Genomic DNA, 26,614 nt, shown 5'->3' on the forward strand with positions numbered 1-26,614 from the left:
CCTGATCGTATGAAAAGGAAGTTGCGAACCCAAAAAGGACGGGCAAAATATGCCTTGCGAAAACAAACAGTTGAGCCTGTTTTTGGCCAAATTAAGGAAGCCCGGGGTTTTCGAAGATTTCTTCTCCGCGGGCTCGACTTGGTGCGCGGAGAATGGGTCCTTCTATGCCTTACGCACAACATTTTGAAGCTATTTGGAAATAAAAAGAAGTTGGCTTGGTAAATAGTTAAAGGGGCACCTCATTCTGCTTAAAATTTTTATATAAATTCATATGAATTTGTTTTAAGGCCCCTAACCACAGTTTTTTAAAGTATCAATTCTTAGACAGGCTGCTAGCGGTTCAATGGATAGAGCCGTTAAAGGGTTTGTTATACGCCGTATTATGCGCAAATCGTAGAGTGAAAAAATATGTTGGAGCAAAGGAGTGCCGGGCATCGATGAGAGAACGAATCATAGCTGCTTTGACCGAGCTGTCCCATACCCGGGGATTTTATAATGTGACCATGGATGAGCTGGCCAGCCAGGCGGGGATGAGCAAAAGGACGGTTTACCGTTACTTTTCCGGCAAGGAGGAAATAATTGAGGCCGTGCTGGATGAATTTATGGCCTCTGTGGCCGGTGGTATTGAAAGCATCGTTAACGAAGAAAAAAGCATTGCGGATATGGTTGCCAGGCTGGCCAAACATTTTACCAAAACCGGCGGGAGATTGCTTAACCCGCTGGTGTTGAATGATTTACAGGTGCATTACCCGCATTTTTGGCAAAAAATTGAGAGATTCAGGGCGGAAAAAATCGAATTTTTAATTAAACAGGCCATGGCTAAACAGGACCTGGCCCGGGATATTCACCCGCAGGTTTTTATAACTGCATTTATAGCCTCCGTCCAGGCGGTGATCAACCCCCGGTTCATCCTGGATCACGGGCTGACCCTGGACGGAGCTGTCCACCAGCTAGTGGAACTTTTTTCCTACGGCCTGGTGGGGAGAAATGATACCGGGTGACGGGGTTGAGGATGACCAGCAATAAAAACAAAACTTTTCAGGGAAAGGAGCTGTTCTTTTAAGGAACAGCCCCTTTCGCGGAGGGGAGAGTAATAACAAGTAAAACGCAGGGTTGGTGTGCCAATGGCAAAACTGTGCTACTGGTACACGGGATAAGGAAACTGGGTGCTGTACTGGCTGAATTGTTGATAGGTTTGGGCCAGTTTTTGCGGCTGTTCGGCTTCCAGGGTGTACCAGCCTTTTCTGAACATCAGGTCAAACAACTCCCGGGTCATGGCATGGGTTTCATTGAAAATACGCATGATATCGTTGTGCAGCTGCCTGTGGCTGGCTTCACGGGCGAAAACATTCAAACTGTCCGTGATATATTTTTCCTGGGACAGGGCGAAATTCAAGGTGTCCCGGTCATTGATGCGGGCGCTCTTTACTTCGGGCACCAGGTGGGACTGGGGGTTTTTAATCATATTTTGGTTCTGCTGGCCGCCCGGCATATTTTGCCGGTTCTGCATACCCTGGGGTGGAATGTGCTGGCTGCCCGGCATGCTCATCATGTATTGTTGTTGATTAAACATATCTCGAACCTCCCTGGATCAGCTTTAGTGACTGGTGGTATTGGCGGGGTTTAAATGATTCAATAAAATTTGATAGTGCATTTGATGCATTTGGCCGGCCCGGTTCAGGTAATCCCGGATTTCCGGGTCTGTGCAGTTGCGGGCACCATGATGGAGCATTTTCATGGCGGTAAGTTCCCAGGACAGGGCGTCCTTCAGGTAAAGATGATCCTTGGTGCTATTTACACTGGGCGGCTCGGGCATAACCTGTCCCTGTTGCTGGTAAAATTGTGCATTCATAAATATATCCTCTCCTTGCAGAAAAGTTATTAATATTTTGCCTGGTCAAGGCAAAAGTATGTAAACCTGTCCACAAAAATGAATTATTAAGGTCATGATAGTTCATAATGTGCCAGTTATTGGTGGATTAACACAAGTTTATACCCGGGACTTGGAAAAGATAGCTTAGTTGATGGGGAAATAAGTGTGGTGGGTATGATTTATGTAGGATGTGTTAAATATGGCGGGAACACTGGTGATGATCCACGGTATGATGGGCGGTGCCTGGTGTTGGGATAACTATAAAAGGTATTTTGAGGATAAGGGGTACCGGTGCGTTACTCCTGTGCTTCGTTATCATAATATAAACCCGCGGGGTAAGCCTGATCCCCGTTTGGGAAGCACCGGTTTATTGGATTACGCTGCGGATCTGGAAGGGGAGATAAAAAAAATGGATGAACCACCGGTGCTGGTGGGACATTCCATGGGCGGGTTGCTGGCCCAAATTCTGGGCGGACGGGGCCTGGCCCGGGCGCTGGTGCTTCTTAAGTAATCAGGCCTGCAACAGTTGGGAGCCCTTGTTATTTTTTACTGAAACAAGGGCTCCAGGCGTTATTGAAGGCGTATCAATTATAAAGTAATAACTGAAAAGGGTGCGCTTTGTGGTTCCAGTTTTTATTTGCCGAATTTACTGGCTATCACCCGCCAGCTGTCGGGGTCTTCCATGCCCAGGCGCCACAGGGCGATGCCCCTCAGGTTATAGCTATTCACCGCGTCCAGTTTGCAGGCCAGGCTGCTGGAGTTTTCAAAGTAAACGCTGTGCCAGTGGCCGTTTTGGTCGGTGTAGCTGAAATAGGGAGCCTGGCTGCCATTATCCCACTGGATGCTTTTTTGATACTTTCTGGCGGTAGCCATGGCCATCTGGTAGGAAAGGTAGCGGGAGTTACCCAGGCCATAATTCCAATCAAAGCCGTAGCCTGCGACGCCCAGCAGAATTTTTTCCGGCGGCAGTTTGGTCAGGGCATATTTAATTACCCGGTCAACGTAGGCCCGGGAGGCTATTGGCCCGGCCTTACTGCCTGCGGAGTGTTCGTCATAAGCCATTACGGCCACCATATCGGCGTACCGGCCCACTTTGGTAAAATCAAAGTTGTCGCCCCAGCCCCCGGTAACCCGGTCGGTGGTTTTGGCGGGCACGCAGACAATTATTTCAAAACCTGCGGGTTTCAGCTGGGCGGATAACTCAGCCAGGAACTGGTTATACAGTTCCCTGTCCCAGGCGTGCATATTTTCAATATCCACGCACACGCCGTCAAAACCCTTTTCTTTCAGCAGGTTAAATATATTCATCACCAGTGTCCAGCGGGTGTTCGGGTTGACCAGGACCGTGTGCAATATATCTTTACCTGCGGAAGTTTTACCGTAAAGCAGGTTATGTACCAGTGCGTAGTTTTTGATATTGTTTTCCTTGGCCAGTTTAAGCACCTGCCTGATTTCTTGCGGTGTGTCGTTGCCGTACTGTTCCAGTTGGCCGGGTTTGTTTCTGTCCAGCCTGTACCAGAATGGTGCTATGGAAGTTATTTTGTCTCTTTGCTTGTCTAGGGTGGCATAAGAAGATGGTATTGAGTACTCATCGCCAACGTAAAAACCCAGCACTTCCTTGTTAAGCTTGGCCGTGGGGGTGTTTGAAGGCGGTGTATTGTATCCCAGTAAGTTGTTAATTAGTTGACTTGTTTGCGGGCCCACTATGCCGTCTACTTTTAATTTGTGATCAGCCTGTAGTTTTACCACGGCATTGGCGGTGATGGGGCCGAAATAACCGGTGGGGTTGGTGTGAAAATAACCCAGAGTTTGCAATTGCCGCTGCAGGGTCAGCACATCTGCACCCCGGTGCCCTTGTTTTAGGGGTAGTGCAGCCTGGGAGGCGGGGACACTGATGATGAGGGAAAACATGAAAAAAACAGTAAGGGCCATAGGAAGAAGTTTTTTCCAACGTGATGTCATGATAGCCTCCTTATAAGTGTTTTATAGCACATATAGATTATAATTTAATTAAACAAGTAAAGCATTGGTCAAATATATGCTAAGTTTACAGAAGTTCCAAGGCATTAGAAAGTTTGGTAAACAGGGGTAAGTCAGTCCAGGGTATAACGCTTTTGAAACGAGGATGGCAGGGGAGGATTAATTTACGTTTATTTAGATTATGTAGCCGGGGATATTTTGCATTTGCTTTTACCACACTAGCAGTATTATTAACTCTGATGATGGGAGGAATACTATAAATGGCGGAAAGGCCGTATCATTTGGATTTCATGCATGAAGAGCCCCGGTTGCGGCAGGATTTGCACCGGCCAGTGGGGGCACCGCGGGCCAGGGAAATTAAATCCCAGAAGGCCCAGTTGAACAGCGGTCACAGGCACGACACCAATAAGGATGTCAAGATGGGCATGTCCGAGAAAACCGGACTGAAAAACGAGTGAAATCAGTTTAAGAAGTTTAAGCCCGATCCCAAGTAAATAAATAAGCCCCGTTAAGGGGCTTATTTATTTACTTGATTCCCTCGAAAAAGTTATTGTCAATGCCGGTCCTGATGCGCAGGTAATCCTGGGCTGCTTCTTCATTGGCTTCCTGGTTGATCAGGTCCATTTCCTTGACATCTTTGTTATCATGCATTTATATCACCTCCGTGATTATTCTTGCAATAAAAGTCTGTTCAAAAGTCCGTGCGAGATATACTTATCATCACTTCGTTTAATCTCTTCGTTGGCTGGCATTTGCAGTGCTAAAGCAAGCTTTTTCGAACAAACACTTCATTAACGCAATGATTATGTGACCGCAGTGATTATGTGACAACTTTTACCGTTATTGCGGATTTATCTCGCCATAACCGGTGTTAGCCGTACTGTTTGTAGCAACCATGTCAGCCGTATTAAAGGAGGCCAGGTTACCCATTTTGCTGTAGAACATATCCTGGCTATCCGGTGCCACATAGCCAAGCTCTATGTCCAGCGCCCGGGCGATAAAGGGGTCCAGGGCGACCAGATCGCTGCGGTCCAGCTCAGCCAGCGCCAACCGGCCTGCGGATATGGCCACCAATTCCATTTCCCGCACGCAGGCATTTAAAAAGTTAAACAAACTCTGCACTGATTTATCCAGATCCAGTTTGTCTGTCAGCTTACCGTTATAGACCACCAGGGTGGTGGGCGGCTCAAAGGGGGTTGCCTTGGTGATCTGGTCGCAGATCAGGGCCATTACCGCTGCCGTGCCGGTGTATACCGCGTCTGCCCCCAGGGCCAGGGCTTTTAGCATTTGCCCCGGGGTGACCAGCCCGCCGGTGGCGATTAAACTAACTTCACCCGCAGCCCCCTTCTGTTCTAAAAACCGCGCGGCCCTGGCAACGGCGTACATGGTGGGCAGGCCCAAATCGTCCTGTAATGTGGGTGCTCCGCCGTGGGTTCCTCCCTCGGCACCATCCACCGTAATGAAATCACAGCCCGCCTCCAGGGCAATTTGTAGTTCCTTTTCCAAATGGTGGGTGGCCGCTATTTTCAGTCCCACCGGTACTCCAGTATCCGCCTTTAGTTCGCTCACCAAGGCTATGAAATCTTCCCTGGAGTTAACCCCCGGTAGTCTGGAGTGGATTACAGCGTTCTGATCTTCTTCCAGCTCAAAAACCTCCCGGTATTCCTCGCCGATGTTTTTAGCCTTGGTTTGCTGGGGAGTCGAGCCCTGGGCCCCCTGGCCCAGCTGGATTTCGATGGCGTCCAGCCGGGTGTACTTATCTTTGGTATTGAGCCACCCGCCCCGGTTATACTGGCCGATCAGTAGCTTTGCCGCCTCCCGCTCCTCTTCCATTAAACCCGCTTCGCCGGTGTTGGTGGCGGTGCCGGCCAGGCTGGCCGCCCTGGCCAGGGCGATTTTAGCGGTTTTACTCAGCGCTCCGCCATAGGACATACCGGCGATCATAATGGGTATGGAGATATTGAGCGGTTTGGCCGCCCTTGGTCCGATGGTCACCGAGGTGTTAATGCTTACATTTTCCGGGGTGGGGAAGCGAAAAAGGTGCACCGGGCTAAACAGCAGCATTTCCCAGGGGGAAAAATGCTGGTGGCTGCCCAGGGGGCGGGGTGCCGGGGTGCCCCGGGCGGCACGCATGGCAATCTCGGCAAAGTAGATCGGGTTTACCTTTTTGCCTGCCGGTATCATTTCATACAGGTTTTCCGTGTACTTGTCCCTGATCATAGTTCTGGCGGCATCATCGGCCATTTCACCGGTGACCCCGCGCAGTAGTTTAGCCAGTAGGTTCAAAAACGTGACCTCCTCCGATAGAAATAATATAAAAAGTCTATTCGAACAAACCCTAATAGTTATAATTCCAATAATGTTGGCAATTAATTCTCTGGCGTGTGACACACTTTTTGCCTCGCCCGGTGCTGGTGATCACATAAAAAGACGGGATAAAAAGCGCTTTATATGGCACCTGTAACGGTTTTTTCGTTAATACCGGCAATACCGGCGTATTTTATCTGAATAAAGGAGGAATTTTAAAATAATAGTAGTATTTGCTGGTAAAGGAAACAAGACACATTATAACAAATACTTGACTAATAGATAATTATAACTTATAAATAAAATAACTAAAATTTATAAATTTATAGCTGGCTTGTTCGCAAAAAATAGTGAGACTCGTTTAAAGATCGATGAAGCTGTTCCGGAAAGCTTAATGGATGTGGCAAAAATAAAACAGCTCATTTTAAACCTTGCCCAAAATGCCATGGATGCTATGGGCGGTAGCGGCATTTTAAGCATAGAAACCAGATACATAGCCAACCGGGATGAAGTGCGTTTGGATATTAGTGATACGGGGTGCGGTATTCCCAGTGATATAATAGAAAAGATCGGCATGCCCTTTTTTACCACCAAAGCGGGTGGGACAGGCCTGGGTCTTAGTATTTCTTACAGTTTTCAAGATGCCTATAAGTCCTACTATACCAATAAACCCAGCGTGGCCTTTTCTATTCCGGTGGCGCGTTTACAGGAGAAAAGTGGACTAAAACCGGATTATCTTGGCGTGCTGGTCTGCCGGGTGGAGATAGATGCAGTTATTCGGCCGCTCCTGGAAAGTAGTGTTAACCTGGGTGATACAGGGGAAGTAATACTAATCAATAATCAAGGCCTGGCCATTACTGAATTGCGCGACCGGCCCGGTTCGGCGCTCAGCTATAAGTTGAGAAGCGAGCCGGCGGTCAGGGTATTAAAGGGCGAGGAAGGTTATTTAACAACCACCGGGTATAATGGCCAGGAGATGTTTTGCGTTTACCGTTACCTGCCTAACGTGAAGTGGGGTTTGATTGTCCGGCAGGAAACATCTGAATTAATTGGCCCGGTAAGAAAACAGGTCTTTGAGCAGCTATATATTGTTATGGCGGTGTTTGCCTGTATACTGGTATTAGTCATGATAACCGTCAACCGGTTTTTAAAGCCTGTTTCGTCCATGGCCGTGATGGCCCGGGATATTTCCCGGGGGGATTTTTCCTCCCGGGTTACGGTTTTGAGCAATGATGAACTGGGGATGTTGGGCCATACCATTAATACCATGGCCGGTAGCCTGGATAAATTATTCAAAACCCAGCAAAACAGGAATTATCTACTGCAGCAGTTGGTTTCCTCCACTCTGGATGTGGAAGTGCGTTTAAGGAAAGGGCTGGCCAGCATATGCGAATTTTTCGGCTTTCAGGTGGGCGCAGTTTTCCTTATGGATGAAGAAAAGGAAATTTTGGTGCGCAGGGCCGAATATTGTCCCGGTTATGAGCTTATGGGCAAGGAAACAATTCCGCTGGGCGACGGTTTGGAGAGCTTGGCTGTCACGACGCAACAGCTTCAGGTATTGGACGAGGTACCGGCGGACGCTACATATACAGTTAACTACCTGGGTGGCAATATATTACCCGGATATATAGTTGCGGTACCCTTACTAATCAGTGGTCAAACTTTAGGGGTTATGAGCCTGGCGGCACTGAAAAAAAACAGTACGATGGATATTGAAGAGCTGAAGGTTTTAGGGGCACTAATTGGTATGGCCGTTCAGCAGCATTTGCTGCATTTGATTGACGGTTTGCTTGATCTTTCCAAAATAGAAGCCGGTAAAATGAAATTAGATATTCAAAAGCTTGACCCGGCGGTTGCTCTGGAAGAGGCTGTAGCCATGGTGAGCGCTAATTTGACCCGTAAACAAATTAATTTGAGAAACTTGGTCCCCCGTAACCAATATTATATTTACGCTGACAAAGATAAGCTAAAGCAGGTGTTCTTAAATCTTCTGACCAATGCGGTGAAATTTACGCCAAATGGAGGTCAAATTATAACCGGTGCCCGTTTAAACGGTGATTTTTGGGAACTGCGGGTTGCTGATAATGGCATTGGCATTGCCCGAGAGGATCATGACATTATATTTGAAGAGTTCAAGCAGGGGGGTAATGCTACCCGGGAGCACGGGGGTACGGGTCTGGGTCTGGCCATATCCAAAAAGTTAATTGAAATGCAGGGTGGGCGAATATCTGTTGAAAGTGAGGAAGGGCAAGGGGCCACCTTCACCATTGCTTTACCGGTTGCCGGCAAAGCAATGCTGCTAAATAATTTGCCGGCCAGTGTCACCTTCTTGACCAAACCGCTGGATAAAGATGTTTTTCTGGAATGTTTGAAAGAGGTTAACGACGTTATAACCGGTAAACCATTGTCATCTACAGCAATATCTGTTTTAGTGGTGGATGACGATCCGGCATTTCGCGATTATTTAGCCACTATCTTGGCCCCCTTCAATTACTTGCTAATTACGGCCGGGGACGGCATGCAAGGTACTGAGTTGGCGATGCGGGAAAAACCGGATATAATGATACTGGATGTTGCCATGCCCAAAATGAACGGGCTTCAGGTATTGGATAAATTGAGTGAACATTTCTGGCCCAAGGGTATGTATGTGTTTATTGTTACCTCGCAACTACTTACTTCCGAGGATAAACAGTTTATAACATCCCGCGTTGAGCTGATTAACAAAAGCTATCAATAATACTGCCATATGCAATGACGGGGAGATTATGTAATGACCAATGGTGAGCTGCGGCAATTATTAACGGATCTGCATACGGGCCGGCTGGATGTCGATACGGCCCTGGACAAGCTTAAGACGTTACCTTATGAAGATATTGGTTTTGCCAAACTTGATCACCACCGGGCGCTGCGCAAGGGGTTCCCGGAGGTGGTTTTCTGCCAGGGTAAAACTACGGGACAAATTGTGGAAATAATGAGCAGGTTAAGCCAAAACAACCACACTGTTCTGGCTACCCGGGCCGGCCGGGAAGTATTTGAGGCGGTGCAGGCTGTGCTGGGTGATGCTGTTTATTCGGAACTGGCCCGTACCATTGTGGTCTATCGCGGCCCTAGGCCGGTACCCAGGGGCAACGTGCTGGTGGTGACAGCGGGCACCGCCGATTTGCCCGTGGCCGAGGAAGCGGCGGTTACCGCCGAGGTGATGGGTAACCAGGTGCGCCGGTGTTACGATGTGGGAGTGGCCGGTATCCATCGATTATTCGATAGATTGGATATGTTTAAATGGGCACAGGTAATTATTGTAGTGGCGGGTATGGAAGGCGCCCTGGCCAGCGTGGTGGGCGGGCTGGTGGAACAGCCCGTTATCGCTGTACCCACCAGCGTGGGTTACGGGGCCAGTTTTCAGGGTCTGGCGGCACTACTTGGCATGTTGAACAGCTGTGCCTCGGGTGTGGGTGTGGTGAATATTGACAACGGTTTCGGGGCTGCCATGTTAGCCAATGCCATAACCCGTTGTGCGAATGTGACCGGTGCCGAGATCCATGCCGGGAATAGTAAATTTTAATATATAACGGCAATAGATGCATAACAGCCGGTCACAGGACCGGCTGTTTTCATCCAGGGCAGGATTTTGCCCGTGTAAATTAAACACTATTTGCCAGGACGGCTTTAACAGGAAAAGATAGTTTATTTTGAGTTCAGGCGGGCTTTTCCGCAACTTCCGGTTTGTCCTCAAGTATGGTTTGTTTGCGGGGCGTTTGTTCATTGCTTAATTCCATTTCCCATTGCATATTTTTAAGCAGGGCGGTGTCCACGCTGCGCAGGTGCAGGTCGCGCTGCGGGAAGGGGATTTCCAGGCCATGTTCCTGCAGCAGCTCATTAATGCGGTAGTTCAGGGCACTTTTTATCCGGGTGCGCAGCACCGGGTCACCGATCCAGTATAGTAATCTGAAATTTAGCGCTGACTCTCCGAAATCAAGAAAATCTACCCGGGGCGGCGGGTCGTCCAGTACATCCCGGTGTTCACGGGCCGCCTGCAGCAACAGTTTTTCCAACAGGCGGACGTTTGAGCCGTAAGCTACACCAATGAGAATTTGCTGGCGTACTATGGGATCGCCGTAGGACCAGTTGATGATTTGATTTTCGATAAACTGGCTGTTGGGTATGATAATGTGTTCATTGTTCCTGGTGCGCACCACTGTGGAACGGATATTGATGTGCTGTACGTCGCAGTGGATTTCACCTATTTTTATTCTGTCGCCCACTTTAATGGGGCGCTCAAATAACAATATCAAGCCCGAAATGAAGTTGGAGGCAATATTTTGCATGCCAAAACCGATACCGATGCCGGCCACCCCGGCAAAAACAGTAAGGACGCTCAAATCGAAACCAATAACGGGCAAAGCCACCAGTACTGAAACTATGATAATAATGTAGTGCAGCAGCCGGCTAAAGGTATACTGCATGCCCTGGTCCATTTCATAGCGGCTGTAGACCCGGTGCAAAAGGAACCGGGAAATAAAGTTGGAAAACTTGACACTGAGGCTGATAATAATTACGGGTATGATAAATGTCAGCGTGGTAACCGGGGTATTACCGATGGTAAACCAGGTTTCCCCCAGCCAAAAGGTGTCTTTAAAATAGATAACGGCGTAAGTAATTATGGCATAAAATGTACCCCAGTTGATCAGTGACTGGATAAATGGCGCCAGGTCATTGTTTTCAAGTTTAGTATTAAATGAGGCGTTTAATTTTTTTATCAACCAGGATCGCAATAGAAAAAACAGCGGTATAAATATTAAAAAATTTACCTCATTATGATAGCGGTAATTTTGCCATACTTCGTACCATTCCCGTATACCTTCCACGCCTGCCCCTCCGTAAATCAACCAATTTTTTTCTATTAACAGCAATATAATAACATAATTTTGCAAAATCCGGCTGCTATTTTTTTAAAAGGTTTTTATTCATACGCGGTTTATTAACCGGCCATAATAAGCATTAGCTGAATAAAACCAGCCCTAAGTTCAAGAGGTTGTTGGAAAATCTGTACAAGATTTTTTGTAATCTCTACGTTGGCCGGCTTTTGCGGAGCTTGTGTACCTGGCACCAAAGCCGCTTTGCAAACAAACTTCAATTAAATATGCCGGTGTGGGGTTGGACGCACCCGCGCAGGCCAAAATTACTTACAACGAAAGTGCGCATATTTACATGTGAATTACCCGTATTTTTTTATGAAAGGACTGGTGGTTTGGTGTCGGACCAAAATAACAAAAACAGGGATAAAGCACTGCAGGACAGAGTTCAGCAAATGCTGGACAGTGATAAAGACTTCAGCAGCTATGCCATAAAGGCCAGGGTGATAGACGGTGAGGTTCAAGTCAGCGGTATAGTGGACGCGCTGGCCGAGGAAAGCCGGCTCAGGGAAAAACTGACTAAAATGCCCGGAGTAAAAAGGGTGGAACTGGGACTGGCGGTAAGTACCGACGGGGCCATTGACGATAATGCTGTGACCGCCGAGGTTCTGGAAGAATTGCAGGCTAATCCCCGGGTGGATCTGCGTCATGTGGGAGCCAAATCCGTTGACGGTACGGTTTTCCTGATGGGACGGGTAAACGACCCGGAGGAGGAGCGGGAAGCGGTGGCCAGTGCCTCAAAGGCCAGGGGAGTTACCAGGGTGGTTAGCCAGTTGAAAAGCAAGCCCGGTGATGGATATGACGAAAACAGCCTGGAAGCGATTTTTCATCACCAGGTAAACAATGACGGGGAAGACGGCGGGACAAGAATTTTTTGAAGACAGGATTGAACCTGCAAGGATGGGGGATGGACAGTGAGCGACAAAATTAACGGGCAGCAGATTGAATATATAGGCGACAAGCAGCAGCTTGCGGTGGACAAGTTGGTGGAAAGAGCGGAGCAGGCGAGGCGGGCTTTAATGCGCCTGTCCCAACAGCAAATTGATGAAATAGTCCGGGCCATGGCTCTGGCCGGGCTTGATAAGCATATGGAACTGGCGCGGCTGGCGGTACAGGAAACAAAAAAAGGGGTTTACGAGGATAAAACAATAAAAAATATCTTTGCCACCGAATCAGTCTACCATAGTATAAAGTACAAAAAAACCGTGGGCATAGTCAGCGTCAACCAGGAAGAGGACTTCATGGAGGTGGCTGAGCCCATCGGTGTAATAGCCGCCATCATACCCGTCACCAATCCCACCTCCACCACTATGTTTAAGTCGCTTATTTGCATTAAAACGGCCAACCCGGTGATTTTCAGCTTCCACCCCGGGGGGCAAAAATGCAGCGCGGCTGCGGCCGGGGTGATGCTGGAGGCGGCGGTGGCCGCCGGGGCACCGGAAAACTGTATATCCTGGATTGAAGAACCCTCCCTGGAGGCCACCCGCTACCTGATGAATCACCCCGGTGTGCAGTTGATTCTGGCCACCGGAGGTGCCGGGCTGGTGCAGGCTGCATACAGCACAGGCAAGCCCGCGCTGGGGGTGGGACCGGGCAACGTGCCTTGCTACATTGAAAAAACAGCACATATCAAGCGGGCGGTCACTGATTTGATTTTAAGCAAAACATTTGATAACGGGCTGATTTGTGCTTCGGAGCAGTCGGTAATTATTGACCGCGAAATTTATAAAGAAGTAACCGGGCTCATGAAGAATTACGGCTGTTATTTCCTAAACGAGCATGAAACAGCCAGGCTGGAGGCCATTGCGGCCAAGGGTGAGGATTGCGCCCTGAACCCGGCTATTGTTGGGCAACCCGCTTGCGAAATCGCGCGGATGGCTGGGTTTGAAGTGCCACGGGAAACCAAGGTACTGGTGGCGCCCCAACAGGGGGTGGGGCCGGGATATCCCCTGTCCATGGAAAAGCTCAGCCCCATACTGGCTTGCTACCAGGTGAAGGATTATCATGAAGGTATCAGCCGTTGTGAAGAAATTGTGGGCTTCGGTGGTCTGGGACACTCGGCGGTGCTGCATACCGAAAACCGGGACGTGGTGGCGGAATTTTCCCGGCGCATGCGCACCGGCCGGATTATTATCAATTCCCCGGCCACCCATGGGGCCATCGGTGATTTGTATAACGTCAACACGCCCTCCCTTACCCTGGGCTGCGGTTCCATGGGCCACAATGCCACCACCTCCAATGTAAGCGTTGATAACTTGATTAATATCAAACGGGTTGCCGGGCGGCGTAACAAGTTACAGTGGTTCAAGGTGCCGGAGCGAATTTATTTCACCTCGGGTGCGGTACAGTACCTGCAAAAGATGCAGGGCGTAACCAGAGCGTTAATTGTTACCGACCCGGGTATAGTCAAGCTGGGTTTTGTGGATAAGGTGGTATACCACCTGAATAAACGCAATAACCAGGTGGCAGTGGAAATTTTCTCGGAAGTGGAGCCCGATCCGTCGGTTGAAACGGTGCAAAAGGGTGTCGAGGTGATGAAGCAGTTCCACCCGGACACCATTATCGCCCTGGGGGGCGGTTCGCCCATCGACGCTGCCAAAGCCATGTGGTTGTTTTATGAACACCCCGAGGTGGAGTTTGACTTTTTGCGCCTTAAGTTTCTGGATATTCGCAAGCGTACTTATAAATACCCCAAATTGGGCCGGCGGGCTCAACTGGTGGCCATACCCACCACCAGTGGCACCGGTTCCGAAGTCAGCGCCTTTGCGGTGATAACCCACAAAGGCCAGGATGTCAAATATCCTCTGGCGGATTACGAGCTCACCCCCGATGTGGCCATTGTTGACCCGGACTTTGTGGGTACGCTGCCCCCGCCGGTGATTGCGGATACAGGCCTCGATGTGCTGACCCATGCCCTGGAAGCTTACGTATCGGTGATGGCTTCCGACTATACCGATGCCATGGCCATGAAAGCCGCAGAGCTGGTATTCAAGTATTTGCCTGCCAGTTACGGGGAAAAGGATAATATCACTGCCCGGACTAAAATGCATAATGCTTCCTGCATAGCGGGTATGGCTTTTACCAATGCTTTTTTGGGAGTTTGTCACAGTCTGGCCCATAAACTGGGTGGTGAATTTCACATTACCCATGGCCGGGCCAACGCTATTTTGTTACCTCACGTAATCAGGTATAATGCAGCGCTGCCCAGCAAATTTGCCTCTTTCCCGCAGTACGAATACTTTCAGGCCCCGGAAAAATACCGGCAAATGGCCGCCTTCTTGGGTATGCCGGCAGGTACCGTGGAAGAGGGGGTAAACAGCCTCATTGCCGGGGTGGAAAAACTGCGGGCAGGCGTGGGTATACCGGCCACCATAGCCCAGTGCGGCGTCGACGCCGAGTTATTTAAAAAGAAGGTGCCCGAACTGGCTGAAAAGGCCTTTGCCGACCAGTCCACCACCGCCAATCCGCGCATGCCCCTGATTGAAGAACTGGCCGAAATTTTGCTGCGGGCATATGATGCCCCGCATGCCTAGTGGAAGCACGGGGACGGTTCTCCCGCTCTTTTTTGCCTCACCGGCTGTTATTTCACTTCCCCGGCCGGGTAGTACAAGGGAAATGTATGAGCTAACACCTCCGCGGTCATCAATATTTAGGGAAGCACAGGAACTATCCCCGTGCTTCCTTGCATGTTTTAAATAATCTTTAATTATTCCGTTATTAAATATTTAATATTTTATGGTAATCTAAATATTAATATAACGTGAATAAATTAATAGCTGGAACCGATGGAGGTAGTTTAAGTCATGCACAAAGGACATTGCAACGGGTTAAATGATGTGATAAATAATGAACTTATTCTGGCTGCTGTTTCAGAACGCATTGTATATTACGACAAAAACATGAAAATTTTGTGGGCCAATAAGGCAGCCAGTGAAATAGCCGGCTTACCTGTACCAGGCCAAGGAGGGAGGTAAAAACAGGGTTGTTCATATCAAAACCGATGAGGATATCACGGCTCATGTATCCCACACCAATGAGATGATCGGTTTAATTAAAAATGCCTTGAAGAGAAATTTTTTTGAGCTGCACTTTCAGCCGGTGGCCGATATTAAAAGCGGCCAGGTGGCTCATTATGAAACATTGTTGCGCCTGCGCTTAAAAAACGGTAAATTAATTATGCCGAATAGTTTTATTAAGGCCGCCGAAAGTTTCGGGTTGATGCCGCAATTGGACCGGTGGGTAGTTAAGTCGACGTTGGAAATTATGAGTAACCACGCGGAGTTGAATACTTTTATCAACCTTTCCGGTACCAGTCTGGGGGACGAAAATTTGCTGGACACAATAGAATATGACATACGTCACAGCGACGTGGAACCTTCCCGGATAGGTTTTGAGATAACTGAAACCAGTGCTGTCAAAGATGTCAAACTAGCGGAATGCTGGATACGCAGGATCAAGAATTTAGGTTGCACCTTTGCCCTGGACGACTTTGGTATAGGTTTTTCCTCCTTTTCTTACTTGCGTATGCTATCGGTGGATTATTTGAAAATAGACGGTTCCTTTGTTCGCAACGTTGCAAAAGACCCCACCAACTGGGCACTGGTGGAGTCCATGAACTCCATTGCCCATACCCTGGGCAAAAAAACCATTGCCGAGTTTGTTGAGAATCATGATACCAGCATAGCATTAAAGACAATGGGCATAGACTTGGGGCAAGGGTTTTACTTCGGCAGGCCCCGTCCGCTGGATTTGATCCCGCGCGTTGGCTGAAGCAAGGAAGCAGGGGGACGGTTCTCTTGCTTCAAAATATAATTGTGAAAGGAGCGAAGGCCTGGTTGGAAGGTGGCGGGTTTAACCCCGTAACGTTTGTAGGGGCTAAGTCAGGGTTGCTTTTTTGAATCAGGCTGTAAAATGGCTAAGGTAATACTGGATAAGGAACGCAACTTTACGTTATCACAGGAAACCATGACCCGGATAAATGAAAAGTACGGTTCCATAGAGGCGGCAGTGGAGGAGTTAAGGCAATTAAACCTGCATGCTTTTATTACCATAGTATGGGCGCTTTTGGCCGAGGACGACCCGGATTTAAACTTTGAGGATACCGCCAGATTGCTTTATGCAAATCCGGAAAACATGAAGCAGGTGGATGCGGCCATAACAATGGCATTTACCGAGAAAATAGTTCCGTAACGGGTACGGAACTGTTTCCCGGTAAGTAGTTTATTTTAATCATTGATATTGGTCTCGTATAATAGTGTAACCCTTAACCATGGTGCCGGTTCAGGGCTTTTCATCCATTATCAGTGCATGGCTGATCAAATGGTGCAGGTGGATGACCCTGGTACCCTCCAGCTCATAGTATTTAATAATATCAGTCAGTTGGTCAAAACAGTTGTGGCACGGGCAGGCTACCAATTTACATTCGGTGGCTTTAATCTGGTCTGCCTTGAGTTTCCCTTTGGCCATTCGATAGGGGTAGATGTCTTTGCCCATGGCCAGCAGCCCGCCGCCGCCGCCACAGCAGTAATTGAAAACTCCGTTGGGATTCATTTCCCTGAAATCCATGACAGTTTTCTTTAATACATACCGTATGGCATCGCCCAGACCTTGCTTGCGCACCGTATTACACGGGTCATGCAGTGTAATGGGCTCAGGGTTTTTGGTGGGGTCAACTTTGAGCAGGCCGGCCTCGAACCACTCTACATATTTTTCAATGATGCTCTTCACGGGGTATGTATTGTCCTTGGTGAGCCATACTTTGGGACCCCATTTATTGGCGTGGGTGGCGTGTCCGCATTCAGTGACCACTAACTCTTTAACTTTAAGACGTTTGACTTCGTCAGCGTAACGTTGGGTAATAATAGCGGATTCTTCGTCATTACCGCTAAATAAAGCATAATGGGTGGCATCCCACCATTTGCTGCTGCAGGTCCAGTTGGCACCTACATACCACATTATCTTGGCTATGCTTTGTACATCGTTGGGGTAATATTTGATTTCCCGGGGGTCCCAGAGGAATAAAAAATCCGCCCCTTCTTTATCAACGGGGATTTTAGCGTTGGGGTCACCCACTTCTTCCTGCAGTTCCTCTTCCATCCACTCCAGAGTTTCCAGGTAATCTTCCGTGGAAACTTCCATCTGGTTACCGGTTTTAATCTGCGCGTCCACCACATCCTGCAGAAATCCGGGTGCTTTCAAGCCAAAGTTGCCCCTGATCGTGCGCACCAGTGTTAACACCTCAACACCCATAGGACATTCCATGGTGCAGCGCCCGCACTGGGTGCAGGCCCAAATAAAGTCGGAATTTAACACCTCTTCCCGCATCCCCAGTACCAGCATGCGAATGAATTTCCTTGGGTCAGCATTATCATGCACTCCATTATAGGGGCAGCCCGCACTACACATACCACAGGCCAGGCAGTTGTAAAAATCATTGGGATCTTTAGTTGTGCAGGCCTTTGATATAACCTCACTTAAAAAGTTGGGATCCAACTTTTCAGCTAAGATCGCGCTCATTATTTTCCCCCCTGTTAAATAGTTAGTTAATTAACAATAGTTTAAAACTATATTGAAACAATGTCAATTATTCAGGCTTGCTTTTTTTACCTTTGGTTGTTATATATTATTTTTTTCATACTTTGCCCGCTGTAAGCATTGCCAGGCAGTCCTATTGCACCTTATTTTTTTTTGTCAAACTCCATTGTCCGGCGTATTTTGGCTTACGCTTATTATTGTTCCATATAATTTAGCCTGCTTAATGTAAACGCTGTTATATTAGTCCCCAGATATGTTTTTCATAAAATTGCGGGCAGGAAAGTTAATCGTTGACGTCCAAATTATACCTTTAAAATTATAATTGTGGCTTTAAACTCCTTTTTACACAGATATTGGGCGGGGTGATTTACAAGCATCGATGAAAGGCAGGTTATATAATGCCTAAGGGTAATAAACAGCTTTATTTGAATATTATTGACTTCCTCCCCGATGCCACCTTTGTGGTCAATCGTGAAGGTAAAGTGATCGCCTGGAACAGAGCCATTGAAGGGATGACGGAGGTAAAAAAAGAAGACATTGTTGGTAAGGGTGATTTTGCTTACTCGTTGCCGTTTTACGGAAAGCGAAGGCCTGCACTGGTGGATTTGATCGGCGTGTATGACGCTGAGATTGCCCGGCAGTATAATTATGTCCAAAAAAAAGGGAACACGTTATATGCTGAAATTTTTGTGCCACAGCTGTACCGGGGCCGGGGAGCCTACCTGTGGGTAACAGCCGCGCCCCTTTATGACAGTGCGGGTAGCCTGGCCGGGGCTATTGAATGTGTCCGGGATATCACTGCAAATAAAGAACTGGAGAAGGAGTTAAACCAGCACCGCCACCGGCTGGAGGAACTGGTGGCGGAGCGCACCCGGGAACTGGCCACTGCCAATGAACAACTCCAGAAGGAAATAAATGAGCGCAGGCGTATGGAAAAAATACTGCGGGAAAGTGAAAACAATCTCAGGGACAAGGTAAATTACCAAAAAACACTCATTGAGAACTTAAATGAGCTTTTTTTGACTTACGATACCAGGGGAGTCATTACCTTTACCAACAATAAATGCACAGAGATTTTAGGGTATAGTGCTGAAGAACTGATTGGGCGGAGCGTACTGGAGAGTATCCCGGACCATTATAAAGAACAAATTTCTCAAGAAATTTTTCAAAAGAGATTGCAAGAGGGTACGGCCAGTAGTTACGAAACTGAAATCATACATAAAAATGGCAGTATAAGGTATTTAAAGTTGAATTCCACGCCGATAAAAATGAATGGCCGGATCACCGGGGGGATGGTACTGGCCGAGGATATAACCGAACAAAAGCGGGTGGAACTGGAAATGGCCCGCCTTGAGCGCTTGCGCATTGTGGGGGAATTGGCCGCCACCATCGGACATGAAGTGCGCAATCCGCTGGCTTCGGTACGGGGGTTTTTACAACTGCTAAGAGATAAAAAGGATTGTCAGAACTATAAAAGATATTATGACTTGATGATTGAAGAACTGGACCGGGCCAATGCCATTATTACAGATTTTTTGGCCCTGGCCAAAAATAAGCGTGTTGAAAAGGAAATGCAAAATATAAATTCCCTGCTGCTTAATCATTATCCTCTACTTCAAGCGGACGGTTTAAAGGGTAACAAGCAAATCGTCCTGGAACTGGGTACGGTACCCGATTTATTGCTGGATGCCAAAGAAATGCGCCAGCTGATCATAAATTTGGTGCGTAACGGTCTGGAAGCTATGTCCGCCGGTGGCCGTATGGTCATCAGAACCACTTTGGAAAAAGGTGAGGTGGTGTTAGCAATCCAGGACGATGGCTGCGGCATTGATCCGGATGCCATGGATAAGCTGGGCACACCCTTTTTTACCACCAAAGACAACGGCACCGGATTGGGGTTGGCGGTATGTTACAGCATAGTCGCCAGGCACAATGCCTACCTAACCGTAGATAGCGGTCCCGGGGGCACTACCTTTGCCGTGCGGTTTAAGCTGTCACACTAAGACGGCAGCAGGATAAAGGTATAGATTCTATTAACTTTAAAGCCAAATTGTCAGAAAAACGGTTGACAAATCCCAGCAAACCCTTTAGCATAAAAATTGTAAATAACCAGCTGGAAGCTGGTTGGCTTGTGCGGAACAAGGTATGTAATTATGTCCCTAGTTGTATTTACTGTGTAAAAATAAGGCCACGAAGGTTTTTCCCGCAGGTGGGAGAGTCTTTGTGGCCTTTTTGTTGTAATGAACCGGTGTAAATATATTAATAATGAGGTGTATAACTATGTGTATGGAAAAGACTCCCTGGGAAAAGGCCATTGAGTTTCACGGGCATGTTTGCCCCGGCCTGGCCATCGGTTACCGGGTATCGGAAATAGCACTGAAACACTTGGAGGAAATGCGTTCGCCGGATGAGGAACTGCTGGCCATTGTGGAAAATGACGCTTGCGGCGTGGACGCCGTGATGGTGATGACGGGGTGTACCCTGGGCAAAGGCAACTTGATTTATCGCGACCGGGGCAAGCAGGTATATGTCTTTGGCAGCCGTAACGCCAACAGGGCGCTGCGCATATCGGTGGACGGGGCTGTCATGCACCGCCCCAATCCCGAAATGGCCCAGCTGCGCAGCAAAGTATTCGGCGGCACGGCCACCGAGGAGGAAAAGGCTAAATTCAAGGCGGCCCAGGGGCGGCGGGTGGAGCAAATACTGCACATGCCCGAGGAGGAGTTCTGTAAAGTGGAGCAGATTGACTTCCAATTTCCCTCCAAGGCTCGTCTTTTCCCATCGGTGCAGTGCTCCCGCTGCGGAGAATATGTGATGGAACCCCGGGCCAGAGTGCGTGACGGTGCCTTTGTATGCCTGGATTGTTTCGAAGATTATACCAGGGGCTGGTAATATGCAGCTGCAGCCCATCGGCGTGATTCACACCCCTTACAAAAAATCAGGCGAAGCTCCCAGGCAAGGACGTTATTCCCGGGATAAATGCGTTATGGAGATATTTAGTGCATATACCCCGGGGCTAAAGGATATTACCGAAGCTTCGCACCTTATAGTGTTGTACTGGTGCAGCCAGGCCAACCGGGAAAAGCTGCAAACCAAAACACCTTATAGCGACGTAATCAGAGGGGTGTTTGCCTGCCGGTCACCGTCCCGGCCCAACCCCATCGCTTTCTGTGTCGCGGAACTTGTGTCCGTTGAGGGCAACAAACTCACCGTGCGGGGGCTGGATGCCCTGGACGGCAGCCCGCTGCTGGATATCAAGCCCTATTCGCCGGGCATTGATGCGTTGCCCGAGGCCAGGCTGAACTGGTTGGATAACAAGAGCTAGTATTTTTATGCCATGAAGGTGTCTCCCGGAAATGGGGGCTTTCATGGTAATTTATTTTTTGCTCTGGATTAAATAAAGGAGAGTCGCGGTATGACAAAAAGTGTGGGCCGCCTGTTATTGATGGTATGCACAGGGCTGCTGGCGGTAATTTTGCTGGCCGGTTGCGGGGAGGGACAAAGGAATAATGGATCCTCCGCGGGTGCACCGGACATTTATACCATTGCCGACACCACCGGTGATTGGGGTTTTCCCAGCCCTTACGGGCATCATCCCCGGGGACCCGGGATTTTGCGTATGAGCATGATCTTCGATACCCTGGTTTGGAAGGATGCCGCCGGTTTTGTACCTGCCCTGGCGGAGGACTGGAGTTATGACGAAGCCGGCTTGACTTACACCTTTAACCTGCGCAGGGATGTAACCTGGCATGACGGCCAGCCCTTCACCGCCGGGGATGTGGTGTTTACCTTTGATTACGTGGGCAAATATCCCTATTCAATGGTGGATACCACAATGGTGGCTCAGGTGGAAGCCATTGATGATTATACCGTACAGGTCAAGCTGCATGAACCCTATGCGCCCTTTTTGGAGTACACTGCGGGAACATTGCCCATATTACCCAAACACATCTGGGAAAACGTGGATAACCCCGAGACATACCGGGAAAGCGATGCCCTGGTGGGCACGGGTCCCTTTAAACTGGTGGACTACAACAAGGAACACGGCACCTATTTGTATGCGGCCAATGAAAATTATTACGGCGGCCGGCCACTGGTGCGGCAAATTCGCTATGTCAAGGTAAGCCAGGAGATGGCCCACTCAGCCCTGCAAAAGGGTGAGGTAAACGCGGCCGAGGTACCGCCGGAAGTGGTGGAAGGCTTGCAAAAGGACGGTATTACCGTCACCAGCGGGCCGCACTTTTGGAACACCAAGCTAATGATTAATCACACCATGGAACCCTTCTCCCATAAAGAATTTCGCCAGGCGCTGGCTTACGCCATTGACCGGGAGGAACTGGCCCGGGTGGTGGGACGGGGGCACGCGGTGGCGGCCAGTCCCGGCATGCTGCCTCCGGACAGCGACTGGCACAATCCGGATGTACAGCAATACCGGCATGACCCGGTCAAAGCTGCGGCACTTTTAAAGGGCTTGGGCTACACGCAACAGGATGGTTATTTTCAAAAGGACGGCCGGCCGCTGGTATTGGAAATGCTGGTTTCCCAGGAGTATACCCGGGATGGAGAAATCATTGCCGCCCAGCTGGATAAGGCGGGTATTAAAGTGGAACTGCGAAGCCTGGAAGCAAAGACCCTGGACAGCAGGGTGCAGCAGTGGGACTTTGAACTGGCTTTCAGCGGGCATGGCGGTTTGGGCAGCGACCCAGTGGTTTTAAACAATATGATCCTCGGTAAAAGTTTTAACAGTGCCAGGTATGCCGCCAGTATGAAGTTGAACGGGCTGCTGGCCGCCCAGTTAAAGGAAACCGACCCCGCAGCCAGAAAACAGCTGGTGCAGGAGGCCCAGGCGGTGTATGCCGGTGAATTGCCCGCCCTGAGCCTGTATTATCCCACCTGGTATTGGGGGCACGACGGCAGTATTGATTTGTATTACACCAAGGGTGGTGTTGCTTCCGGCGTGCCGCAACCGCTGAACAAGCTGTGCTTTGTTGAGTCAAACTAAACTTGGCCCGTGAACATTGTTCTTTTATTTAAATAAATAAATGTTCTCATGCCTTAAGCTTATTTCCATAAATCGGATTAAATACGCTTGGGTATAAAATTTAATCAGTGGTAGGTAACTAAATTTGAATTGTCGGGTTTACCGTAATCTAACCCCGGAGGTGATTTGGTGTTATGAAGGGTAAAACATTGCTGTTTACAAATTATTTCATAGCCCTTTTTATAATACTAAGCCTTAATTTTGCGCTGCCCCGTTTACTTCCGGGGGATCCCCTGACCGCCATTTACGGGGCGGACGTTCATGTGCAAATGACTGGTGAACTTAAAGCCCGCCTGGAGGAGAGGCTGGCCCTCAATGAATCGATGGGTGAGCAGTTTGTGCAATATATGACAGGTCTGGCCACGGGCGATTTGGGTTACTCCTTTTACCACAACGCCCCGGTGCTTGACGTGGTTATGGGTTCATTGCCCTGGACTCTGCTTCTGGCGGGCAGCGCTTTATTTCTTTCCACTTTGTTGGGTATTGTGCTGGGCATCGAGTCGGGTTGGAGCAGAGGCAGCGGTAAAGATGTGGCCCTGCTTTCGGGGGTCATGTTATTGAACGGTTTGCCCGATTTCTTTATTGGTATTTTGCTGCTGTTGTTTTTTGGTGTTCTGCTGGGGCTTTTCCCTTTGTCTGGCGCCGTTACGCCCTATGCCGGTCTGGCCGGAACAGCCCTGATACTGGACGTGCTGCGTCACCTGGCGCTACCCCTGGCGGCCCTGACCATATCCGGCATTTCCGGTGCTTATCTGTTGACCAGAAACACCATGGTCACCGTGCTGAAGGCCCCCTTTATATTAACAGCCAAAGCCAAGGGGTTAAGCCCCCGGGTGGTACGCTACCGGCATGCCGGGCGCAATGCCATGCTGCCCGTGGTTACCCGCACCGGTGTAAGGGTGGGCCGCCTGGCCACCGGGGTACTGTTCGTGGAAACCGTGTTTGCTTATCCCGGCCTGGGGCACCTGCTCTACAACGCCCTGTTGACCAGGGACTACCCGGTACTGCAGGGTATTTTCCTGGTGGTGACGGTATCGGTACTGGCCGTTAGTTTTATTACCGATATGCTGTACATTAAAATAGACCCGCGGGTGGCAGCCGCGGGGTAGGAAACAGGGACGTTTGGTTTTTCTTGCCTGTGGTACCCGGCTCTGCCGAAATAGATGCTCAAGAAGAAGGCCATGGGGACGTTACGTTTTTCCTGCCGGCGGTGCCCGGTTCCACAGAAATGGGCACTTATATTTCCCCTGGGGAAGGGTTCAATTATTAAATAAGTTTTTTAGATTTAAATTAGCCTGTAATTAAATAAGGGAACGGTGAACCATGCACATTAATTATGTTCAGCAGGTTAAACAAAATCGTATTGCCCGGGTTGGTACCGGGCTTTTGGGCCTGATCATACTTGTGGCGCTGGTGGGGCCTGTGCTGGTGCCCCACTCCCCGGTGGAACATTCCGTGGATGTGCTGCTGCCCCCCGGAGACGGGCACTGGCTGGGCACCAATGATGTGGGCCAGGATATCTTCAGCCGCCTGGTGTGGGGTGCCCGGACCTCCCTGGTGGTGGCGGTGGGTGTGGCTGTGCTGAGCATGCTGCTTGGTATAATGGTGGGGGCCGGCGCGGCCCTGGCCGGGGGCTGGGTGGATAACCTGCTGATGCGGTTCACCGATGCGCTGTTAACTATTCCGCCGGTGCTGGTGATCATTTTGGTGGCTGCTTACTTGCAGCCCGGCCTGCCGTTACTGGTATTAACCCTGGCCTTAATCGGCTGGCCCGTGGGGGCTAGGGTAATCAGGGCCCAGACACTGACCTTGAAGCAAAGAACCCACGTTTACGCCGCCCGCACCTTTGGGGCCGGGCAGTGGCAGGCGTTCTACAAACATGTTTTACCTGACTTGACGCCGGTAATTACGGTGGGGCTGGTGCAGAATGCCCGGCGGGCGGTGGTCACCGAGGCCGGGTTGGCCTTTTTGGGTATTACTGATCCGGGCACCGTCAGCTGGGGAATGATGATCCAGCATGCATTGAAATTCAGTTACCTGGATGTCTGGCAATGGTGGCTGCTGCCCGCCGGGGCAGCCCTGGCCCTGACTGTGCTGGCCTTTTCCTATCTTGGCTATGCCCTGGAGGAAATTGTCGACCCCAGGCTGCGGCCCGGGGTATGATTTTCGGCTGTGGCAAGCTTAACGTTCACAGTGGATGATTATAAAAGTTTGTGTTTTTTAACCTGTGCAAGTTTAACTGAAAGGAGGCCCCGGTATGTGTTCCAAAGCGGTACTGCTGCAGGTGAATAATTTATCGGCCAGCTATAATGCCAAAAAGGTGCTGGATAATATCAGCTTTTCCGTTGGCAAAGGGGAAACGGTGGCTGTTATTGGTGAATCCGGAGCGGGTAAAACCACCCTGGGCCTTGCCGTGGCCGGGCTGACCCGGGCTGAGGTTACAGGGCAGGCGCTTTGGGGAGGTAAGGATCTTTTTACTCTGGACGAGGCAGGTTGGCAAGGTATCCGCTGGAATAACATATCCGTGGTCTTCCAGAACGTGTCCGGGGCGTTGAACCCGGTGCAAACTGCGATTAACCAGGTGGCGGAGCCTGTGATCGAGCACGGGAAAATGAAAAAGAAAGCAGCCTTGCAGCACGCGGCCGGGTTGTTATCACGGGTGGGCCTGAATCCCAATAAACACGCCCTTTACCCTCACCAGCTCAGCGGAGGGGAAAAGCAGCGAGTATTAATGGCCATGGCTTTGGCCAATGATCCGGAATTAATTATACTGGATGAGCCCACCGCTGCCCTGGATGCGGTAAACAGGTCCCAGATTACCGAATTGCTTTACAAAGTGGGCCGTGACAAAGCACTACTGCTGGTCACCCACGATATATCCCTGGCGGCAGCCCTGGCGGACACTGTGCTGGTGCTATATAACGGCGTGCTGGTGGAGGCCGGGCCGGCCCGCCTGGTGCTGACCAATCCGAGACATCCCTATACCAGGGGATTGCTGCGCTGCTATCCCAATATGACCACCACCAAGGACCTGGTGGGCATCAAAGGGCGTACCCGGCGGAACACCGGCGGTTGCCGTTTTCATAACCGCTGCACCCAGGCGCTGCCCAGGTGCGCGGCTGAGGAACCGGCGTTGGAGGAGTGCCACGGGCGCCTGCTGGCCTGCCACCGGGGGGGGATAATACCCTTTTTGGAAGTGCAGGGACTGAAAAAACACTACGGTACCATTCATGCGGTGGACGGGGTGGATTTAACCCTTTATGAAGGAGAAACCCTGGCTGTGGTGGGGGCCAGCGGGTCCGGAAAAAGCACGCTGGCCCACACCGTCATGGGCCTGGAAAAACCCACGGCCGGTGAAATTAAACTGGAGGGTAACATTATCAAGAAAAGGGATAAGCATTTTTACCGCAAAGTGCAAATGGTATTCCAAAACCCCCATGATTCCATCAACCACCGCAGTTCCGTGCTGGATGCCGTGCAAGAGCCCCTGGATATTCAGGGTATTGGCACCCGGGAAGAGCGGTTGGCCACGGTAAGGAAGTGCCTGGAGGAAGTGGAACTACCCTCGGATGAGGAATTTCTGGCTACCTATCCCCACCACCTGAGCGGCGGGGAAGCCCAGCGGGTAACCATTGCCCGGGCGCTGGTTTTAAATCCCGGGGTGCTTATTGCCGATGAGCCCACTTCGGCTCTGGATCCCAGCGTGCAGGCCAAGATTTTAAAGCTGCTGCTTAACCTGCAGGAAAAGCGGGGGCTGGCCATTTTATTCATCACCCACGATATTGCCCTGGCCCGCAAGGTAAGTGACCGGATTGCCGTTATGTGGGAGGGCCGCATTGTGGAGGAAGGCCCGGCCGGGGAAATCACCGCCAACCCGCGCACCGAATACGCCAGGCAATTACTGCGAAACGCGGCCAGTCTGGGCGTTCGGGATAGTAAGTTGGAGGTGATTAATTATTAGACGGT

General features: G+C 49.8%; 25 protein-coding genes. 18 read left to right on the plus strand and 7 right to left on the minus strand.

Annotation, left to right across the window (positions count from 1 at the left end):
* Together LX24_RS08030 and LX24_RS08035 are read left to right on the plus strand one after the other, a co-directional pair.
* A partial coding sequence (locus LX24_RS08030; protein WP_166511638.1) for a transposase occupies positions 1-222 on the plus strand: 222 nt, incomplete at its 5' end.
* Between the two features lie 215 nt (positions 223-437).
* Entirely contained in the window at positions 438-1,001 is a 564-nt protein-coding gene (locus LX24_RS08035; protein WP_166511639.1) for a TetR/AcrR family transcriptional regulator, read from the plus strand.
* A 137-nt stretch (positions 1,002-1,138) separates the two neighbouring features.
* Here LX24_RS08035 and LX24_RS08040 read toward each other — a convergent pair whose 3' ends face one another.
* Positions 1,139-1,573, minus strand: a complete 435-nt coding sequence (locus LX24_RS08040) for a spore coat protein (protein ID WP_243131669.1) — start codon at positions 1,571-1,573, stop codon at positions 1,139-1,141.
* A 24-nt stretch (positions 1,574-1,597) separates the two neighbouring features.
* A complete protein-coding gene (locus LX24_RS08045) occupies positions 1,598-1,852 on the minus strand; it encodes a spore coat protein (RefSeq protein ID WP_166511640.1) in 255 nt (84 codons plus the stop codon).
* A 220-nt stretch (positions 1,853-2,072) separates the two neighbouring features.
* Between LX24_RS08045 and LX24_RS08050 the strand changes: the two genes are divergently transcribed.
* Positions 2,073-2,384, plus strand: a complete 312-nt coding sequence (locus LX24_RS08050) for an alpha/beta hydrolase (RefSeq protein ID WP_166511641.1) — start codon at positions 2,073-2,075, stop codon at positions 2,382-2,384.
* Positions 2,385-2,506: 122 nt separating this feature from the next.
* Here the strand turns inward: LX24_RS08050 and LX24_RS08055 are convergent, their stop codons facing one another.
* Positions 2,507-3,835, minus strand: a complete 1,329-nt coding sequence (locus LX24_RS08055) for a glycosyl hydrolase family 18 protein (RefSeq protein WP_166511642.1) — start codon at positions 3,833-3,835, stop codon at positions 2,507-2,509.
* A 278-nt stretch (positions 3,836-4,113) separates the two neighbouring features.
* Here LX24_RS08055 and LX24_RS08060 point away from each other — a divergent pair, with 278 nt between their 5' ends.
* Entirely contained in the window at positions 4,114-4,311 is a 198-nt protein-coding gene (locus LX24_RS08060) for a hypothetical protein (protein WP_166511643.1), read from the plus strand.
* Positions 4,312-4,378: 67 nt separating this feature from the next.
* On the opposite strand, the gene LX24_RS15125 is transcribed toward LX24_RS08060, so the two are convergent.
* Entirely contained in the window at positions 4,379-4,504 is a 126-nt protein-coding gene (locus LX24_RS15125; protein WP_279233193.1) for a hypothetical protein, read from the minus strand.
* A 189-nt stretch (positions 4,505-4,693) separates the two neighbouring features.
* Positions 4,694-6,139, minus strand: a complete 1,446-nt coding sequence (locus tag LX24_RS08065; RefSeq protein ID WP_243131670.1) for an FMN-binding glutamate synthase family protein — start codon at positions 6,137-6,139, stop codon at positions 4,694-4,696.
* 355 nt (positions 6,140-6,494) lie between these two features.
* On the opposite strand from LX24_RS08065, the gene LX24_RS08070 reads away from it, so the two are divergent.
* Positions 6,495-8,897 carry an ATP-binding protein gene (locus LX24_RS08070; protein WP_166511644.1) on the plus strand — a complete coding sequence of 801 codons (2,403 nt, stop codon included), beginning with the start codon at positions 6,495-6,497 and terminating at the stop codon, positions 8,895-8,897.
* A 33-nt stretch (positions 8,898-8,930) separates the two neighbouring features.
* A complete protein-coding gene (gene larB, locus LX24_RS08075; RefSeq protein WP_166511645.1) occupies positions 8,931-9,722 on the plus strand; it encodes a nickel pincer cofactor biosynthesis protein LarB in 792 nt (263 codons plus the stop codon).
* Between the two features lie 133 nt (positions 9,723-9,855).
* Here the strand turns inward: larB and LX24_RS08080 are convergent, their stop codons facing one another.
* Complete coding sequence (locus LX24_RS08080) at positions 9,856-11,025, minus strand: mechanosensitive ion channel family protein (RefSeq protein WP_243131671.1); 1,170 nt, start codon at positions 11,023-11,025, stop codon at positions 9,856-9,858.
* A gap of 386 nt (positions 11,026-11,411) precedes the next feature.
* Between LX24_RS08080 and LX24_RS08085 the strand changes: the two genes are divergently transcribed.
* The 5 genes from LX24_RS08085 to LX24_RS08100 all read left to right on the plus strand — a co-directional run bounded on the left by LX24_RS08085 (position 11,412) and on the right by LX24_RS08100 (position 16,263).
* A complete protein-coding gene (locus LX24_RS08085; RefSeq protein WP_166511646.1) occupies positions 11,412-11,951 on the plus strand; it encodes a BON domain-containing protein in 540 nt (179 codons plus the stop codon).
* 36 nt (positions 11,952-11,987) lie between these two features.
* Positions 11,988-14,606: a bifunctional acetaldehyde-CoA/alcohol dehydrogenase gene (gene adhE, locus LX24_RS08090; protein WP_243131672.1), complete on the plus strand. Its 2,619-nt coding sequence runs from the start codon at positions 11,988-11,990 to the stop codon at positions 14,604-14,606.
* A 270-nt stretch (positions 14,607-14,876) separates the two neighbouring features.
* Positions 14,877-15,047: a hypothetical protein gene (locus LX24_RS14815; RefSeq protein ID WP_207706561.1), complete on the plus strand. Its 171-nt coding sequence runs from the start codon at positions 14,877-14,879 to the stop codon at positions 15,045-15,047.
* 88 nt (positions 15,048-15,135) lie between these two features.
* Positions 15,136-15,843 (plus strand): EAL domain-containing protein, encoded by a 708-nt coding sequence (locus LX24_RS08095; RefSeq protein WP_166511647.1) that lies wholly within the window; start codon positions 15,136-15,138, stop codon positions 15,841-15,843.
* 141 nt (positions 15,844-15,984) lie between these two features.
* Positions 15,985-16,263, plus strand: coding sequence for a hypothetical protein (locus tag LX24_RS08100; protein ID WP_166511648.1), 279 nt, complete (start codon positions 15,985-15,987; stop codon positions 16,261-16,263).
* 90 nt (positions 16,264-16,353) lie between these two features.
* Here LX24_RS08100 and LX24_RS08105 read toward each other — a convergent pair whose 3' ends face one another.
* Positions 16,354-17,589: a (Fe-S)-binding protein gene (locus LX24_RS08105; RefSeq protein ID WP_166511649.1), complete on the minus strand. Its 1,236-nt coding sequence runs from the start codon at positions 17,587-17,589 to the stop codon at positions 16,354-16,356.
* A gap of 416 nt (positions 17,590-18,005) precedes the next feature.
* Here LX24_RS08105 and LX24_RS08110 point away from each other — a divergent pair, with 416 nt between their 5' ends.
* The 7 genes from LX24_RS08110 (at position 18,006) to LX24_RS08140 (ending at position 26,609) form a co-directional block, all read left to right on the plus strand.
* On the plus strand, positions 18,006-19,610 hold the full coding sequence (locus tag LX24_RS08110; protein ID WP_166511650.1) for a PAS domain S-box protein: 1,605 nt from the start codon (positions 18,006-18,008) through the stop codon (positions 19,608-19,610).
* Positions 19,611-19,887: 277 nt separating this feature from the next.
* Complete coding sequence (locus LX24_RS08115) at positions 19,888-20,499, plus strand: FmdE family protein (protein ID WP_166511651.1); 612 nt, start codon at positions 19,888-19,890, stop codon at positions 20,497-20,499.
* Position 20,500: 1 nt separating this feature from the next.
* Entirely contained in the window at positions 20,501-20,932 is a 432-nt protein-coding gene (gene tsaA, locus LX24_RS08120) for a tRNA (N6-threonylcarbamoyladenosine(37)-N6)-methyltransferase TrmO (RefSeq protein WP_166511652.1), read from the plus strand.
* A gap of 90 nt (positions 20,933-21,022) precedes the next feature.
* Complete coding sequence (locus LX24_RS08125; RefSeq protein ID WP_166511653.1) at positions 21,023-22,609, plus strand: ABC transporter substrate-binding protein; 1,587 nt, start codon at positions 21,023-21,025, stop codon at positions 22,607-22,609.
* Positions 22,610-22,782: 173 nt separating this feature from the next.
* A complete protein-coding gene (locus LX24_RS08130) occupies positions 22,783-23,757 on the plus strand; it encodes an ABC transporter permease (RefSeq protein WP_166511654.1) in 975 nt (324 codons plus the stop codon).
* A 214-nt stretch (positions 23,758-23,971) separates the two neighbouring features.
* Positions 23,972-24,811, plus strand: a complete 840-nt coding sequence (locus LX24_RS08135; protein ID WP_166511655.1) for an ABC transporter permease — start codon at positions 23,972-23,974, stop codon at positions 24,809-24,811.
* Positions 24,812-24,905: 94 nt separating this feature from the next.
* Entirely contained in the window at positions 24,906-26,609 is a 1,704-nt protein-coding gene (locus LX24_RS08140) for an ABC transporter ATP-binding protein (RefSeq protein WP_243131673.1), read from the plus strand.
* Positions 26,610-26,614 lie beyond the last annotated feature (5 nt).

It is taken from the genome of Desulfallas thermosapovorans DSM 6562, assembly GCF_008124625.1.
GTDB lineage: Bacteria > Bacillota > Desulfotomaculia > Desulfotomaculales > Desulfallaceae > Sporotomaculum > Sporotomaculum thermosapovorans.

Coding starts and splice junctions, on each gene's coding strand:
- LX24_RS08035 (WP_166511639.1), top strand. CDS start 438: ATGAGAGAACGAATCATAGCTGCTTTGACCGAGCTGTCCCATACCCGG.
- LX24_RS08040 (WP_243131669.1), bottom strand. CDS start 1,573: ATGTTTAATCAACAACAATACATGATGAGCATGCCGGGCAGCCAGCAC.
- LX24_RS08045 (WP_166511640.1), bottom strand. CDS start 1,852: ATGAATGCACAATTTTACCAGCAACAGGGACAGGTTATGCCCGAGCCG.
- LX24_RS08050 (WP_166511641.1), top strand. CDS start 2,073: ATGGCGGGAACACTGGTGATGATCCACGGTATGATGGGCGGTGCCTGG.
- LX24_RS08055 (WP_166511642.1), bottom strand. CDS start 3,835: ATGACATCACGTTGGAAAAAACTTCTTCCTATGGCCCTTACTGTTTTT.
- LX24_RS08060 (WP_166511643.1), top strand. CDS start 4,114: ATGGCGGAAAGGCCGTATCATTTGGATTTCATGCATGAAGAGCCCCGG.
- LX24_RS15125 (WP_279233193.1), bottom strand. CDS start 4,504: ATGCATGATAACAAAGATGTCAAGGAAATGGACCTGATCAACCAGGAA.
- larB (WP_166511645.1), top strand. CDS start 8,931: ATGACCAATGGTGAGCTGCGGCAATTATTAACGGATCTGCATACGGGC.
- LX24_RS14815 (WP_207706561.1), top strand. CDS start 14,877: ATGCACAAAGGACATTGCAACGGGTTAAATGATGTGATAAATAATGAA.
- LX24_RS08100 (WP_166511648.1), top strand. CDS start 15,985: ATGGCTAAGGTAATACTGGATAAGGAACGCAACTTTACGTTATCACAG.
- LX24_RS08105 (WP_166511649.1), bottom strand. CDS start 17,589: ATGAGCGCGATCTTAGCTGAAAAGTTGGATCCCAACTTTTTAAGTGAG.
- LX24_RS08110 (WP_166511650.1), top strand. CDS start 18,006: ATGCCTAAGGGTAATAAACAGCTTTATTTGAATATTATTGACTTCCTC.
- LX24_RS08115 (WP_166511651.1), top strand. CDS start 19,888: ATGTGTATGGAAAAGACTCCCTGGGAAAAGGCCATTGAGTTTCACGGG.
- tsaA (WP_166511652.1), top strand. CDS start 20,501: ATGCAGCTGCAGCCCATCGGCGTGATTCACACCCCTTACAAAAAATCA.
- LX24_RS08125 (WP_166511653.1), top strand. CDS start 21,023: ATGACAAAAAGTGTGGGCCGCCTGTTATTGATGGTATGCACAGGGCTG.
- LX24_RS08130 (WP_166511654.1), top strand. CDS start 22,783: ATGAAGGGTAAAACATTGCTGTTTACAAATTATTTCATAGCCCTTTTT.
- LX24_RS08135 (WP_166511655.1), top strand. CDS start 23,972: ATGCACATTAATTATGTTCAGCAGGTTAAACAAAATCGTATTGCCCGG.
- LX24_RS08140 (WP_243131673.1), top strand. CDS start 24,906: ATGTGTTCCAAAGCGGTACTGCTGCAGGTGAATAATTTATCGGCCAGC.